At 70.2% G+C, this 12525-nt stretch carries 16 protein-coding genes and 1 pseudogene; 13 read left to right on the top strand and 4 right to left on the bottom strand.

The window, feature by feature from the left end; all coding sequences use genetic code 11:
* Nucleotides 1-62: 62 nt before the first annotated feature.
* On the top strand, nt 63-413 hold the full coding sequence (locus BST11_RS25630; protein ID WP_083141013.1) for a metallopeptidase family protein: 351 nt from the start codon (nt 63-65) through the stop codon (nt 411-413).
* 53 nt (nt 414-466) lie between these two features.
* The gene (locus BST11_RS25625) at nt 467-685 is read left to right on the top strand and encodes a hypothetical protein (protein WP_082958234.1); all 219 of its coding nucleotides are present in this window, start codon (nt 467-469) and stop codon (nt 683-685) included.
* Here BST11_RS25625 and BST11_RS25620 read toward each other — a convergent pair.
* Nucleotides 662-1348 carry a histidine phosphatase family protein gene (locus tag BST11_RS25620; protein WP_083141012.1) on the bottom strand — a complete coding sequence of 229 codons (687 nt, stop codon included), beginning with the start codon at nt 1346-1348 and terminating at the stop codon, nt 662-664. The genes BST11_RS25625 and BST11_RS25620 overlap by 24 nt on opposite strands.
* Nucleotides 1345-2271, bottom strand: a complete 927-nt coding sequence (gene pheA / locus BST11_RS25615; RefSeq protein WP_083141011.1) for a prephenate dehydratase — start codon at nt 2269-2271, stop codon at nt 1345-1347. The genes BST11_RS25620 and pheA overlap by 4 nt, the downstream gene beginning before the upstream one ends.
* Nucleotides 2272-2365: 94 nt before the next feature.
* Between pheA and BST11_RS25610 the strand changes: the two genes are divergently transcribed.
* Nucleotides 2366-3175 carry a DUF2470 domain-containing protein gene (locus tag BST11_RS25610; RefSeq protein ID WP_083141010.1) on the top strand — a complete coding sequence of 270 codons (810 nt, stop codon included), beginning with the start codon at nt 2366-2368 and terminating at the stop codon, nt 3173-3175.
* Nucleotides 3176-3392: 217 nt separating this feature from the next.
* Nucleotides 3393-4340, top strand: a complete 948-nt coding sequence (locus tag BST11_RS25605) for an LCP family protein (protein WP_372509595.1) — start codon at nt 3393-3395, stop codon at nt 4338-4340.
* On the opposite strand, the gene BST11_RS25600 is transcribed toward BST11_RS25605, so the two are convergent.
* Both BST11_RS25600 and BST11_RS25595 read right to left on the bottom strand, forming a co-directional pair.
* Nucleotides 4341-5159: a glycerophosphodiester phosphodiesterase gene (locus tag BST11_RS25600; RefSeq protein WP_083141009.1), complete on the bottom strand. Its 819-nt coding sequence runs from the start codon at nt 5157-5159 to the stop codon at nt 4341-4343.
* Between the two features lie 4 nt (nt 5160-5163).
* Complete coding sequence (locus BST11_RS25595; protein WP_083141008.1) at nt 5164-6198, bottom strand: DUF4328 domain-containing protein; 1035 nt, start codon at nt 6196-6198, stop codon at nt 5164-5166.
* A 551-nt stretch (nt 6199-6749) separates the two neighbouring features.
* On the opposite strand from BST11_RS25595, the gene BST11_RS28045 reads away from it, so the two are divergent.
* The 9 genes and pseudogenes from BST11_RS28045 to BST11_RS25550 all read left to right on the top strand — a co-directional run.
* Complete coding sequence (locus BST11_RS28045; RefSeq protein ID WP_165608024.1) at nt 6750-6905, top strand: hypothetical protein; 156 nt, start codon at nt 6750-6752, stop codon at nt 6903-6905.
* Between the two features lie 150 nt (nt 6906-7055).
* Nucleotides 7056-7679, top strand: coding sequence for a superoxide dismutase (locus BST11_RS25590; protein ID WP_068211758.1), 624 nt, complete (start codon nt 7056-7058; stop codon nt 7677-7679).
* A 194-nt stretch (nt 7680-7873) separates the two neighbouring features.
* Nucleotides 7874-8407, top strand: a complete 534-nt coding sequence (locus tag BST11_RS25585) for a peptidase (RefSeq protein ID WP_083141007.1) — start codon at nt 7874-7876, stop codon at nt 8405-8407.
* 252 nt (nt 8408-8659) lie between these two features.
* On the top strand, nt 8660-9355 hold the full coding sequence (locus BST11_RS25575; protein ID WP_083141005.1) for a TMEM165/GDT1 family protein: 696 nt from the start codon (nt 8660-8662) through the stop codon (nt 9353-9355).
* A gap of 455 nt (nt 9356-9810) precedes the next feature.
* The gene (locus tag BST11_RS25570) at nt 9811-10209 is read left to right on the top strand and encodes a secretion protein EspR (RefSeq protein ID WP_067324911.1); all 399 of its coding nucleotides are present in this window, start codon (nt 9811-9813) and stop codon (nt 10207-10209) included.
* Nucleotides 10210-10352: 143 nt separating this feature from the next.
* Nucleotides 10353-11009, top strand: a complete 657-nt coding sequence (locus BST11_RS25565) for a DUF6474 family protein (protein ID WP_083141004.1) — start codon at nt 10353-10355, stop codon at nt 11007-11009.
* A gap of 21 nt (nt 11010-11030) precedes the next feature.
* A complete protein-coding gene (locus tag BST11_RS25560) occupies nt 11031-11702 on the top strand; it encodes a YcnI family protein (protein WP_083141003.1) in 672 nt (223 codons plus the stop codon).
* Complete coding sequence (locus BST11_RS25555; protein ID WP_083141002.1) at nt 11699-12211, top strand: copper resistance CopC family protein; 513 nt, start codon at nt 11699-11701, stop codon at nt 12209-12211. Before BST11_RS25560 ends, BST11_RS25555 begins: the two co-directional genes overlap by 4 nt.
* Before the next feature lie 88 nt (nt 12212-12299).
* A pseudogene (locus BST11_RS25550) lies at nt 12300-12525 on the top strand (Rv3852 family protein); the annotation flags it as partial.

Raw genomic sequence — 12525 nt, 5'->3', positions numbered from 1 at the left:
CCCTCCCCCCGCCGAGCCGCCGCCGGCCCCGCCGGCCGAACCCGCGCCGGCAGGCTAGTCGGGTGCCCGTGCGGATGGACCCGCAGCGGTTCGACGAACTGGTCTCCGACGCGCTCGACCTGATCCCGCCCGAGTTGGCCGCCGCGATGGACAACGTCGTCGTCCTCGTCGCGGACCGTCACCCCGAGGACGCCGAACTGCTCGGGCTGTACGAAGGGGTGGCGCTGACCGAGCGCGACTCCGACTACGCCGGCGCGCTGCCGGACGCCATCACGATCTACCGCGAGGCGCTGCTGGACGCCTGCGACTCAGACGACGACGTCGTCGAGGAGGTGGCGATCACGGTGATCCACGAAATCGCCCATCACTTCGGCATCGACGACGACCGGCTCGAAGAGCTGGGTTGGTCCTGAATTCTTGGGCGCGGCATCCCGGCGTCGTCGGTGCCGGGTGCTATGAACGGCGTATGAGCGCTGAGTGCCGCGAGTGCCGGGCGGGCTTGGACCACTGCCACGGCACCATCATTCGCCATAGCGTCGGCCGCTTCTGGGGACGGTCGGAGTGCACCGAGCCGGACTGCGACAGCCCCGAGCTGTTGCCGCACGCGTTCGTGGTCGACTGCGACGCCGTCGGCTGTGGGTGTGCGGACGCCGATCAGCCCTCAGCCCATCGGATCGGTGCTTGAGCGCACCGCGTCGGCGACCGGGGTCGCGTCGGCCTGGGGGTAGAACGGCGGCGTCAGGGTGCCCCAGCGCAGGCAGCTCCACCGCCCGTCGGTGATCGGGGCCAGCACCACCGATTCCGCGTTTTCCAAGTGGTGGTCCAGCGCGAAGTTGCCGTCCACGCCGGCCAGCACCGCGGAGGCCAGCCGGATCGCCGCGCCGTGGCTGACGACGACGATGTCGCCGTTCCAGTCGGCGTCGTCGAGGTAGCGCACGCGCAATTCGGTCAGCACCGGCACGACGCGCTCCAGGACATCGCTGCCCGTTTCCCCGCCGGGCAGGGGGACGTCGAGGTCGCCGCGATGCCACCGTTCGTAGATCGCGTTGAATTCCGCGACCGCCGCGTCGTCGCTGCGGTCCTCCAGGCTTCCGACCTGTACCTCGTGGATGCCGGAAACCTCCAGGACACCCACGCCGACCTCCGCGGCGATCACCCCGGCCGTCTGCGACGCCCGCGTGGCCACCGAGTGGGCGAGCATCGCCGGCCGCCCCCAGCCGTGGGCGAACGCCCGCGCCTGCTCGCGACCCAACGGCGTCAGCTCCGTGCCCGGCGGACGCGTGTCCAGCCTGCGCTCGACGTTGCCGTAGGACTGCCCGTGCCGCAGCAGCACCAGCCGCCCGCTCATGTGGGTTTGCCCTCCCGCAGTCGCTCCAGCCAGCGCAACGCCTCGTCGGCCGGCGGCGGCGACACCCCGGCGGCCGACCCCGTCGGCCACGAACCCAGATACCTCACATCGGCACAACGACGGTGCAGCGCCTTGAGTGCCTCGGCGACGGCGCCGTCGTCGATGTGGCCGACGCAATCGGCGAAGAACAGGTAGGTTCCGAGTTCCGTTCTGGTCGGGCGGGATTCGATGCGGGTCAAATCGATGCCGCGGATCCCGAATTCGGCCAGGGCCGCCAACAGCGCGCCGGGCACGTTGTCGATGCGTAACACCACCGAGGTCCGGTCGGCGCCGGTGCGCGCGGGCGGCGGCCCGGGCAGCCCGATCAGCACGAAGCGGGTGCGCGCGTTGGGCTCGTCGACGACGCCGTCGGCCAGCGCGGCCAGGCCCCAGTGCGACGCGGCCAGCGGCGAGGTCACCGCCGCGTCGGCCTGCCCCTCGGCCACCTGCCGCGCCGCGTCGGCATTGGAGTAGGCCGGCTTCAGCTCGACGCCGGGCAGGTGGGCGGCCAGCCACTGGCGCACCTGCGCCACCGCCACCGGGAACGCCGCGAGGGTCCGCACACCGGCGGCGTCCACACCGGGTTTGACGACGATGCTGAACGCCACGTCCAGCGTCGTTTCGGCGAACACCTGCAGGGGCGAGCCGATCGCCAGGCTGTCCAGAGTCGGAATCACCGAGCCGTCGATCGAGTTCTCGATCGGCACGCACGCGTAGTCCGCGTCGCCGTCTCGTACCGCGTTGAGCGCCGCGGGCGTGCTCTCGATCGGCAGCTGCCGGACGGCGCCCGACCGCTGCTCGGGAACCAGCCCAGCGGCGGTGATTTGCAGCAGCGCCGCCTCGGTGAACGTCCCCTCGGGACCGAGGTAGGCGATGCGGACCACTCTCCAACCCTAACGGCGCCAGACCCGGTGCAGGCCTTGCGGCGCCGTGGGTCGTAAGTTAAGTTAGGCTTACCTAATACGTTAGGGAGAACGTATGACCACGTTGAGCAGCACCACGCCGACGACCGCCGAACGCATCCGCAGCGCCTGCGCACGTGCGGGCGGCGCGCTGCTGGCGCTGGAGGCTTCGGCCGGGGCGGCGGCGCGTCAGGACCCGGTCGCGACGCCGGTGTACCACCTGCTGCCCGACGGGTCCTTCGCCGTGGCGCTGCCGCCCGGCCTCGTGGACGAGGCGAATGCCCCCCTCTCCGGATCGCAGGCGCTGCTTGAGCTGACGGACTACGCCCCGCTTCCGCTGCGCGAACCGGTCCGTTCGCTGGTGTGGGTGCGCGGTCGCCTGCACCGGGTCCCGCCCGACATGGTGACCGACGTGCTGGACCTGATCGCCGCCGAGTGCCCCAACCCGGCGCTGCTTCAAATCGAAACCCCGAGGTCGGCGCCCGCCGACGGGGATCCCCGCTACACGCTGCTGCGGCTGGAAGTCGAGTCCGTCGTCGTCACGGACGCCACCGGCGCGGAACCCGTCAGCGTGGCGGACCTACTGGCCGCCCGCCCCGACCCGTTCTGCGAGATCGAGGCCGGCCTGCTGTGGCACCTGGACACCGTCCACAACGACGTGGTCGCGCGGCTGGTGTCGCGCCTGCCGGCGCGGTTGCGGCGCGGCCCGGTGCGCCCGCTGGGCCTCGACCGGTACGGCGTGCGGTTCCGCGTCGAGGGCGACGACGGCGACCACGACGTGCGGCTGCCCTTCCACCGGCCGGTGGACGACATGACCGGTCTGAGCCAGGCGATAAGGGTGCTGATGGGCTGCCCGTTCATCAACGGGCTGCGGGCCCGCCACTAGGCGGTATACGACGGTCGCCCGGGCGTCGAGTGTGCGCCCAGGGCGCCGAGTGTGCACCATCGGACCAGCCCGCACGTACGTTATCCGGGTGAGCGACGAGCGATCACCCGAACCGGCGACGACCCCGCTGCGCCGGGCGGCGCCCCCGGTTTCGGCGGCGGTTCCCCCGCCGCGGCCCGTGAGCCCGCGGGCGCGGCGCAAGCGCCGCTGGGTCCGGGTGTCCGCACTCGCGGTGCTGATCGCCGCGCTACTCGCCGGCGCCGGCATCCTGGGCGGGGCAGCGTGGTTCGACACCAAGCTGCGCCGCGAGCAGGTGCTGACCGATTACGCCGACCGGCCCGCGGCCGGCCGCGGCACCAACTGGCTCATCGTCGGCTCCGACAGCCGCCTGGGCCTAACGACCGAGCAGCAACAAGACCTGGCAACCGGCGGCGACATCGGCAACAGCCGCACCGACACGATCCTGCTGGTGCACGTGCCCGAGTTCCGATCGGGCACGCCGGCGACGGTGGTGTCGATCCCGCGCGACTCCTATGTGCCGATTCCGGATGACGGCCGGGACAAGATCAACGCGGCGTTCGCGATGGGCGGGGCGCCCTTGCTGGCGCGCACGATCGAGGGGGCCACCGGGCTGCGGCTCGACCACTATGTCGAGATCGGGTTCGGCGGGTTCGCCGATCTGGTGGACGCGCTGGGCGGGGTCACCGCGTGCCCGACCGCGCCGATCGACGATCCGCTGGCCGGAATCGACCTGCCCGCCGGCTGCCAGAAGCTCGGCGGCCGTCAGGCGCTCGGATACGTCAGGACGCGCGATACCCCGCGCGCCGACCTGGACCGGATGGCCAACCAGCGGCAGTTCCTGTCGGCGCTGTTGCACCGCGCCGCCAGCCCGGCGGTGTGGCTCAACCCGCTGCGCTGGTACCCGGTAGCGCGCGCGGCCGCCGACGCCATGACCGTCGACCGCGGTGACCATGTGTGGGATCTGGCCCGGCTCGGCTGGGCACTGCACCAATCCCCCACCGCGCTGACCGTCCCGATCGGTGAATTCACCTCCAGCGGCTCCGGGGCGGTGGTCGTGTGGAACCACTCGGCCGCCGGCGAGCTGTTCGACGCGCTCGCCGCCGACGCGCCGGTGCCCGCCGCCGCGCTCGAGGGACAGCAATAGCTAGATGTCGCGCGCCGGCGCCTTGTTCAACCAGGCCTTGGTGCGGCCCGGGTGGTGGGTGGCGAGCCAGGCCACCCCGACGTCCCGGCAGAAGTCGATGTCGTCGTACTCGTCGACGTTCCAGCAGTACACCGCCCGGCCCTGGGCGACGGCGCGGTCCGCCAGCTGCGGATAGTCCCTCAACGTGGCCAACGAGGGCCCGACGGCGGTGGCGCCGACGGCGGTGGCCGCGCCGCTGGCCAGATAGCGCGCGGTCCTACCGAGCAGCACCGTCGGCAGCAGCGGGGCGGCTCGCCGTATCCGCCAGACCGCGGCCGCCGAGAACGACATCACCACGGCGCGGGACCGGTCGGCGGAGGGGGGCGCGGCCAACCCGAAGCGATGCAGCTGCGCGAGGAGCTTGGTTTCCACCAGGGAGCCGTAGCGGACCGGGTGCTTGGTCTCGACGAAGATCTTCACGGGCCGGTGCCAGTCGAGGACGAGCGAGACGAGGGCGTCCAGCGTCAGCAGGCTGGTGTCGCCGTGGGTACCGTCGGCGCGCCAACTCTCGTGCCACGCACCGTATTCGAGCTCGCGCAGCTGGGCGAGCGTCATCGTGCTGACCAGGCCGGCCCCGGTCGACGTGCGGTCCAGCCGACGGTCGTGGACGCAGACCAGGTGGCCGTCGCGGGTGAGGCGCACGTCGCATTCCACGCCGTCGGCGCCCTGTTTGAGCGCGAGATCGTAAGCGGCCAGCGTGTGTTCGGGCCGAGCGGCCGAAGCGCCCCGATGGGCGACGACATACGGATGCCCGGCGAGCACCTCATCGGCCCACGGCATACCCCTATGCTGCCGGTTCTTGCCCCTCCGACTCAACCGGAGCGCGGTCGGCGGTGTGCTCCGGTTCGACCACGACCCACCGGTGCGCGGGCCGCTCCACCGGCTTGCGCTCGAATCCCTCGAAGACCCGGCCGACCGCGGCCAGGGTGATCGCCGCGAGCAGGTAGGCGAAGACCATCAGCACGGTGTTGTCGGCGATGCCCTGGGCGTCGGTGGCGAAGCTGGTGCAGATCGCGAAGATCGAAACCAGGTAGCTGACAATCCAGGCGATCCACCATTCGAAGATCGATCGTCGCAGCCGTGGGTAGTGCTCTTCGATGGTCGCCAGCTCGATGACGAAGACGGGGGCCCACAGCAGGTTCGCGAAGGGCACCACGCACCCGGCCCACAGGGCCCGCACCGATCGCGGCTCGGGCAGGCCGTGATGCGCGAACGCGGCCGCCCGCCGCGCGATCAGCCAGCGGATCAGCATCACACCGCAGGCGATCGTCGCCGCGATCGCGCCCACGCTGGCCAGGATCCCGAGCCAGTCCGCGGCGATGGCCACGATCGAGTTCAGCAACGTGTTGCGGTTGATCATCAACAGCACATAACGCAGCACGTACACGACGGCGGTGAGGCAGAGCACCAGCACGCTCAACAGCAGGGTGGTGCGTACGGCCGGCGCCGACGGCCCCGTCCGCGGAGGCTTGTCGGTTGGGGCCGGGGCCTGCTCGACACGGTCGGCCAATCCCCAGCGCGGGATGAAACTGTAGCGCGGCGTGGGCCCCAGAGCCCGTCGCCCGCGGCGCGCGGGCGGTGCCGCACCTGGTCGCACGGCTATCCATCGAAAGCCCGCCGGCAGCCGCGGCGGCATGGGTTGCCAGGCCGGGGCCGCGGGCGTTCGTGGCGGCGGGCCGCCGGTGGCGCTCCAGCGCGGGTCGACCGTAGGCGCGTCCGGCAGCGGCGCCATCAGCGCGCCGCGACAGCGCGGACACCAGTCCCGCCGGCGCTCGCGCACGTTCCACCGCGTGCCGCACTGGGAGCACACCTGGATCACCGGACCAGCGTAGCGCCGGCGACGACGCCGGCCGGCGGAGGCGGCCGGCGGAGAAGCGGGGCAATCCGGCACCGCGCCGGCGACGACGCCGGCCGGCGCAGGCGGCCGGCGGAGAAGCGGGGCAATCCGGCACCGCGCCGGCGACGAAGGCCCGCCACGCGCGGTCGGGCAACACCGGCAGCGGCTAGCACTATCCACAGTTTCCACAGGTTTATCCACACTCGACCGGCGGGTAGATGCCGCGTCAGCAAGCGCTATCGGCGATCCCGCGCCACAATTGTGGATAACAAGCGGGTGGTACGGCTGTGCCATAAACAGGCCCGCTCGGCGCTCGAGCGAATGGATTGCCTCACTATGCATTCCTCTCGCCGGGGCGTGTCCGTATGGCGGTTCGCGTGTTCATCCCCTCCGGCGGCCCCGCGCCGCGGGGCTGGAAGCGGCGTTGGTGCGGCGCATTTTTCAACCACGGAACGAGGGGTTATGATCGCGGTCACGAAAAATGGTTGTGACTCACCTCACTAAACCGTGGGGATGCAGCTGAAAGGCGCTTGATGGCCACGCATTCGTTCGGTCCGGGTTCGCCGGCCGCGTCGAACTCGTATCCCGGCTCGCCCGCCTGTAACCACAGCTATAGCGTCGCCGCCTTGCGCGCCGCCCTCATCGCGCTGGCGTTGCTCGCCGTTCTGGCCGTCATCGTTCTGTATTGAGATAACCCCAACTGGGTATCCCGGCCTCCAGCGCCCGTCCTTGCGGCGCGCGCGGTCATAGAGCAGGGTTGATTACGCTGGCCGCCGCGTGGCAGCCCCGCGCGATGAGCGTCCGATCATCACCAACTATGCACCGAAGAAAGGAATGCCGTGGCTGTATACACCCTGCCCGATTTGGACTGGGACTATGGAGCGCTGGAACCGCACATTTCCGGCCAGATCAACGAGCTTCACCACGATAAGCACCACGCCACCTACGTAAAAGGTGCCAACGACGCCCTGGAAAAACTGGAGGAGGCGCGCTCCAAGGAAGACCACGGCTCGATCCTGCTGAACGAGAAGAACCTGGCATTCAACCTGGCCGGTCACGTCAACCACACCATCTGGTGGAAGAACCTCTCTCCCGACGGCGGCGACAAGCCGACCGGCGAGCTTGCCGCCGCCATCGACGACGCCTTCGGATCGTTCGACAAGTTCCGCGCGCAGTTCCACGCGGCCGCCACCACCGTGCAGGGGTCGGGCTGGGCGGCGCTCGGCTGGGACACGCTGGCCCAAAAGCTGCTGGTCTTTCAGGTCTACGACCACCAGTCCAATTTCCCGCTCGGCATTGTGCCGCTGCTGCTGCTCGACATGTGGGAGCACGCTTTCTACCTGCAATACAAGAACGTCAAGGTCGACTTCGCCAAGGCGTTCTGGAACGTCGTCAACTGGGCGGACGTGCAGAACCGCTACGCGGCGGCGACGTCGAAAACCAGCGGGCTGATTTTCGGCTGAGGCGGCTATCGCGCAGAGGCGGGGCGTCACGCGATCGCGTGGCGCCCTTGCCTTACCCGGGGCCCGTGCGACTTTTCGGCCGGCGCGAGCGCTGTGGTCGTGTCGGGTTGCACCGCGCCTGAACTGCAGGCATGCTGAATTATTCGGGTTACCGGTGTGGTTAATCGAGCGGATCAGTCACACGGGAGGTCGGAATGGAGACCGGGTCGGACCGCCCTATCGGGGTTTCGCCCTTCCACGCTCGTGGCGCCCTCAAAGGGTTTGTGATCTCGGGCCGCTGGCCCGATTCGACGAAAGAGTGGGCCCAACTGCTGATGGTGGCGGTCAGGGTCGCGTCGTTGCCTGGATTGCTCTCCACCACAACGGTTTTCGGTGCACGCGAGGAGTTGCCTGACGAACCCGAGCCGGACACCGTGGGCTTGGTGCTGGCCGAGGGCACCGTCTTCGGCGAATCCGCCATCCAGCCAGGGTATTTCGCCGACCGTCAACCCCCCGCACTGATGATGCTGCACCCGCCGTCGGAAACCACGCCCTCGCTGCCGGAATGCACCGGCGCCGCGTCGGGGTGCGTCTTGCTGCCGGGACTGCCGTACCTGGGACTGGAGCACCGGGCGGCCTGGGTCGAGGCGGAGGCCGACGGGACGATTACCTCCATGGTGAGCCGGGTGGGTGTCGACCCGATCAGCCATCCCGATACAGCGATTCTGGCGATGCTGCTTGTGGCATAAGGCAATTCGAAGCCTGACATTCGGCGTCCGAATCGACAAATACGGGTTCCCGAACTTGGGCATCGTTCTGGCGCCGGGCCGATCCGCCGGTTAGCCTGGGGACCGTTAGCGAAGGGGAGTAGCCCCGAATCGTCGTGTCGACATACTGGCGCATAGCCCGGCCGACGAACCGGTCCCACTGGACAGGTGGGCGAGACCTTCGACCGATGTTCGGTGGATCGTCACCGACGACGTGTCGAAAGGTCGCCCGCCATGCTCGCCGCCACATTGCTCACCCTCGGGGTGGTCTTCGTCGCCGAACTCGGCGACCGCTCCCAGCTCATCACCATGACCTACGCGCTGCGCTACCGGTGGTGGGTGGTGCTGACCGGCGTGGCGATCGCGTCATGCATGGTGCACGGGACGACGGTGGCGATCGGCCACTTCCTCGGCACCACCCTGCCGGCGCGTCCCATCGCGTTCGCGTCGGCGATCGCGTTCCTGTTGTTCGCGGCGTGGGCATGGCGCGAGGGTGGCGCCGACGACCCGGCGGTCGCGACCGGCCGCGAACCCCGCCATGCGCTGCTGACGGTGGTGTCCTCGTTCACGCTCGCCGAATTGAGCGACAAGACGTCGCTGGCCACGGTCACGCTGGCCAGCCATCACGACTGGGCGGGCGTGTGGATCGGCTCCACCCTGGGCATGGTGTTCGCGGACGCGCTAGCGATCGGGGTCGGCATGCTGCTGCATCGGCGGCTTCCGCGGGGATTTTTGCACGCCCTGGCCAGCCTGCTCTTCCTGGTGTTCGGCCTGTGGATGCTGTTCGACAACGCGCTGGGGTGGCGCTCGGCGGCTGTCGGAGTGACCGTGGCGACGGTGTTGGCCGCCACGACCGTGGCCGCGGCGCAAACTTTGCGCCGGCACCGAAAGGACGCCGCACCCGTCGGGAGGTCGCCCGCCGTCACGTGAAACGCATGCGGCGGCGCTTCCCTCACGCCGCCGCGTCCTGCGCTCGGCCCCCGGTGGTATCCCCGGAGGCCATTAGGCGTACCCCTGGCCCGTTTTCGCGGGAATTTTCGGACTTGACAGCAAAGGATGTCAGCACGTCATTCGAGTTGCCCGCGGGTTGCGGTGCGACTGCACAGCATCACCGGGCGCATCATGCGGGCCTTCGCGGGACCGGTAGCCCGCCACCTCGGCCGTTACCCCTAATTCTGCGGATAACCTGTGAGTTTCACGCATTCGGTGGACACCACAGCGAATTAGTTAGACCCTCGTCGAGTGGGGATTCGGCGACCGTCGGCAACGTCGGCGTCGAAGCGCCCGAGGTTTGCACCTGGATGCCGGCCCAATCCGTCGCTACCATGGTCAGCAAATACACCTAGGTAACAATTCACTTCTCCAGCCCAGTGGAGGTCATATCGATGAGCACGACGTTCGCTGCCCGCCTGAACCGCTTGTTCGACACTGTGTATCCACCCGGACGCGGTCCGCACACGTCCGCGGAGGTGATTGCGGCGCTCAAGGCGGAAGGCATCACGATGTCGGCTCCCTATCTGTCCCAGCTACGTTCGGGCAATCGCACGAACCCGTCGTCGGCCACCATGGCCGCCCTGGCCAACTTCTTTCGTATCAAGCCGGCCTACTTCACCGACGACGAGTACTACGAGAAGCTCGACAGGGAGTTGTCGTGGTTGGCCACGATGCGCGACGACGGTGTGCGCCGCATCGCGCTGGCCGCCCGGGGGCTGTCTGCCCAGGCGCAGCAGGACGTCGTGGAGCGGGTCAACGAATTGCGCCGCGTCGAGCGACTGGATGCGTAGCGGGCTCCAAGCTCGGCGCCCGGCGGAACATCCCCGACCTGAACGGCTGTCGTCGCCGTATTCGGATTAGGGTTGGCTCTCGGATCGCGCGTACGCGCGCGACAAACATGCCAGCCAGCGAGAGCACCGGGAGGCGGCCGGGAATGGGCTTGTTCCGCAAGCGAAAGAGTCGCGCGACGCGACGCGCCGAGGCCCGTGCGATCCGGGCGCGCGCCAAGCTCGAGGCCAAGCTGGCCGCCAAGAACGACGCTCGCCGGCTCAAGGCCGACCGGCGCGCCACGGAGCGGACCCTCCGGGCTCAGGTCAAGTCGCAGCGCGACAGCGACCGGTCGGCCCTGAAGGTCGCCGAGGCCGAGCTCAAGGCGGCGCGGGAAGGCAAGCTGCTGTCGCCGGCGCGGATCCGCCGGACCCTGACGGTCTCTCGGCTGCTGGCGCCCGTGCTGATGCCGCTGATCTACCGGGCCGCGATGGCCGCCCGCGCGCTTATCGACCAGCGCCGTGCGGACCAGCTCGGCGTTCCGCTGGCGCAGATCGGCCGGTTCTCCGGGCATGGCGCACAGCTCTCGGCGCGGATCGCGGGCGCGGAAAAGTCGCTGCGGATGGTGCAGGAGCGCAAGCCCAAGGACACCGAGACCAAGCAGTTCGTCGCGGCCATCACCGAGCGGCTGGCCGATCTGTCGGCGGCGGTCACGGCCGCGGAGAACATGCCGGCCGCGCGGCGCCGGACGGCGCACTCCGCGATCTCGTCGCAACTCGACGGCATCGAGGCGGACCTGATGGCCCGGCTCGGACTGGCCTGACACCGAAAGCGGCGATCTGAGATGTCACTTCACGACAGGCGGGTTTCGCGCGTCCTGACCCCGCTGACCGCGGCGGCCTCGCTGTGTTTCGGTTCCGCGGTGGGCATCCCGTCCGCCTGGGCGCACGTCCACGCCAGCAGCGACAACCCCGTGCGCGGGGCCACGGCGGTCGTCACGTTCAAAGTGCCCAACGAATCCAACACGGGCGCGGCCACCACCGGGTTGACCGTCGCCCTGCCCAACGTGGGTTCCGCCAGCACCGAAGCCATGCCCGGATGGTCGGCCAAACTCGACCGTGACACGGCCTCGGGCACCGTCCGCTCGGTGACCTGGACGGCCGCACCGGACGGCGGGATCGGCCCCGACCAATTCGCGCTGTTCCGCATCTCGGTGCGACTGCCCGACGCCGAAACCGTCACCTTCCCGGCCACGCAGACCTACGCCGACGGGTCGGTCGTGCGGTGGGACCAGCCGCCGCTGCCGGGCGGCGGGGAGCCCGAACATCCGGCGCCCGCGCTGACACTCACGGGAACCGCCGGCGCACCCCACGCGCGCCATCCGTCGCCCGCCGCGACCGGCGACCACGCCGCCACGGCCGCGGGGCCGGACAACGCGGCCCGCCTCCTGGGCGGGGCGGCCCTGCTCGTGGCCGCCCTGGGGGTCGCACTCGCGCTGATCCGCCGACGGACATGACGCGCCGCGCGGTCGCCGTGTGGGTGGGCGTGCTGCTGGCCGCGGCCCTGTCGACCGCGATCGTGACCGCTCAACCCGCCTCCGCGCACGCCACGCGCGTGTCGGCCGACCCCGCCGACAATGCGGTCCTGGTGGCCGGCCCGGACCGGGTGGCCGCGACGTTCAACGAACGGCTGCAGACCGCGTTCGCGGCCATGACGGTCGTCGGGCCCGACGGCAACGTGTGGTCGACCGGGGAACCGACCGTGCAGGGCGCGGTCGTCGGCATCGGCCTGCGGCCGCTCGGGCCGGCCGGGACCTACACCGTGAACTACCGCGTGACCTCGGCCGACGGGCACGTCGTGTCGGGGTCCTGGTCGTTTCGGCTGAGCGTGCCCGGCACCGGGTCACCCGGCCCCCCCGCCGCGGGCCCCGCCGCCGGGGGCGCCGTCCCGGTCTGGCCGTTTGTGGTGGTGGCCGTGGCGCTGGTGGCCGCGGCGGGCCTGTGGGCGCTGCGGCATAGGCGCTGAGGCGGCGTTGGCCGCCCTGGCATGATGGGACGCGAGGAAACCGGCGCCCGACAGAAACACCGAGAGACAGCCACAAAGGAGCGGCCGCATGGCAGATCCGCAGGACCAACCCGACAGCGGACCCGACGGCCCACCGACGCCGCCGGAGCAGAAACCTCCCGCTGAGGACGCCAAGAAGGCCGCCAAGAAGTTCGCGAAGGCGCCCGCTAAGAAGGCACCTGCGAAGAAGGCGACCGCGAAGAAGGCGCCCGCCAAAAAAGCGCCGGCCAAGAAGGCCCCCGCCAAAAAGGCCCCCGCCAAGAGCGCCCCACCCG

It is taken from the genome of Mycobacterium alsense (assembly GCF_002086635.1).
GTDB classification, from domain to species: Bacteria; Actinomycetota; Actinomycetes; order Mycobacteriales; family Mycobacteriaceae; genus Mycobacterium; species Mycobacterium alsense.
This window is presented reverse-complemented; position numbering and strand designations above follow the sequence as displayed.

Coding starts and splice junctions, on each gene's coding strand:
- BST11_RS25625 (WP_082958234.1), top strand. CDS start 467: ATGAGCGCTGAGTGCCGCGAGTGCCGGGCGGGCTTGGACCACTGCCAC.
- BST11_RS25620 (WP_083141012.1), bottom strand. CDS start 1,348: ATGAGCGGGCGGCTGGTGCTGCTGCGGCACGGGCAGTCCTACGGCAAC.
- BST11_RS25610 (WP_083141010.1), top strand. CDS start 2,366: ATGACCACGTTGAGCAGCACCACGCCGACGACCGCCGAACGCATCCGC.
- BST11_RS25600 (WP_083141009.1), bottom strand. CDS start 5,159: ATGCCGTGGGCCGATGAGGTGCTCGCCGGGCATCCGTATGTCGTCGCC.
- BST11_RS28045 (WP_165608024.1), top strand. CDS start 6,750: ATGGCCACGCATTCGTTCGGTCCGGGTTCGCCGGCCGCGTCGAACTCG.
- BST11_RS25585 (WP_083141007.1), top strand. CDS start 7,874: ATGGAGACCGGGTCGGACCGCCCTATCGGGGTTTCGCCCTTCCACGCT.
- BST11_RS25575 (WP_083141005.1), top strand. CDS start 8,660: ATGCTCGCCGCCACATTGCTCACCCTCGGGGTGGTCTTCGTCGCCGAA.
- BST11_RS25570 (WP_067324911.1), top strand. CDS start 9,811: ATGAGCACGACGTTCGCTGCCCGCCTGAACCGCTTGTTCGACACTGTG.
- BST11_RS25565 (WP_083141004.1), top strand. CDS start 10,353: ATGGGCTTGTTCCGCAAGCGAAAGAGTCGCGCGACGCGACGCGCCGAG.
- BST11_RS25560 (WP_083141003.1), top strand. CDS start 11,031: ATGTCACTTCACGACAGGCGGGTTTCGCGCGTCCTGACCCCGCTGACC.
- BST11_RS25555 (WP_083141002.1), top strand. CDS start 11,699: ATGACGCGCCGCGCGGTCGCCGTGTGGGTGGGCGTGCTGCTGGCCGCG.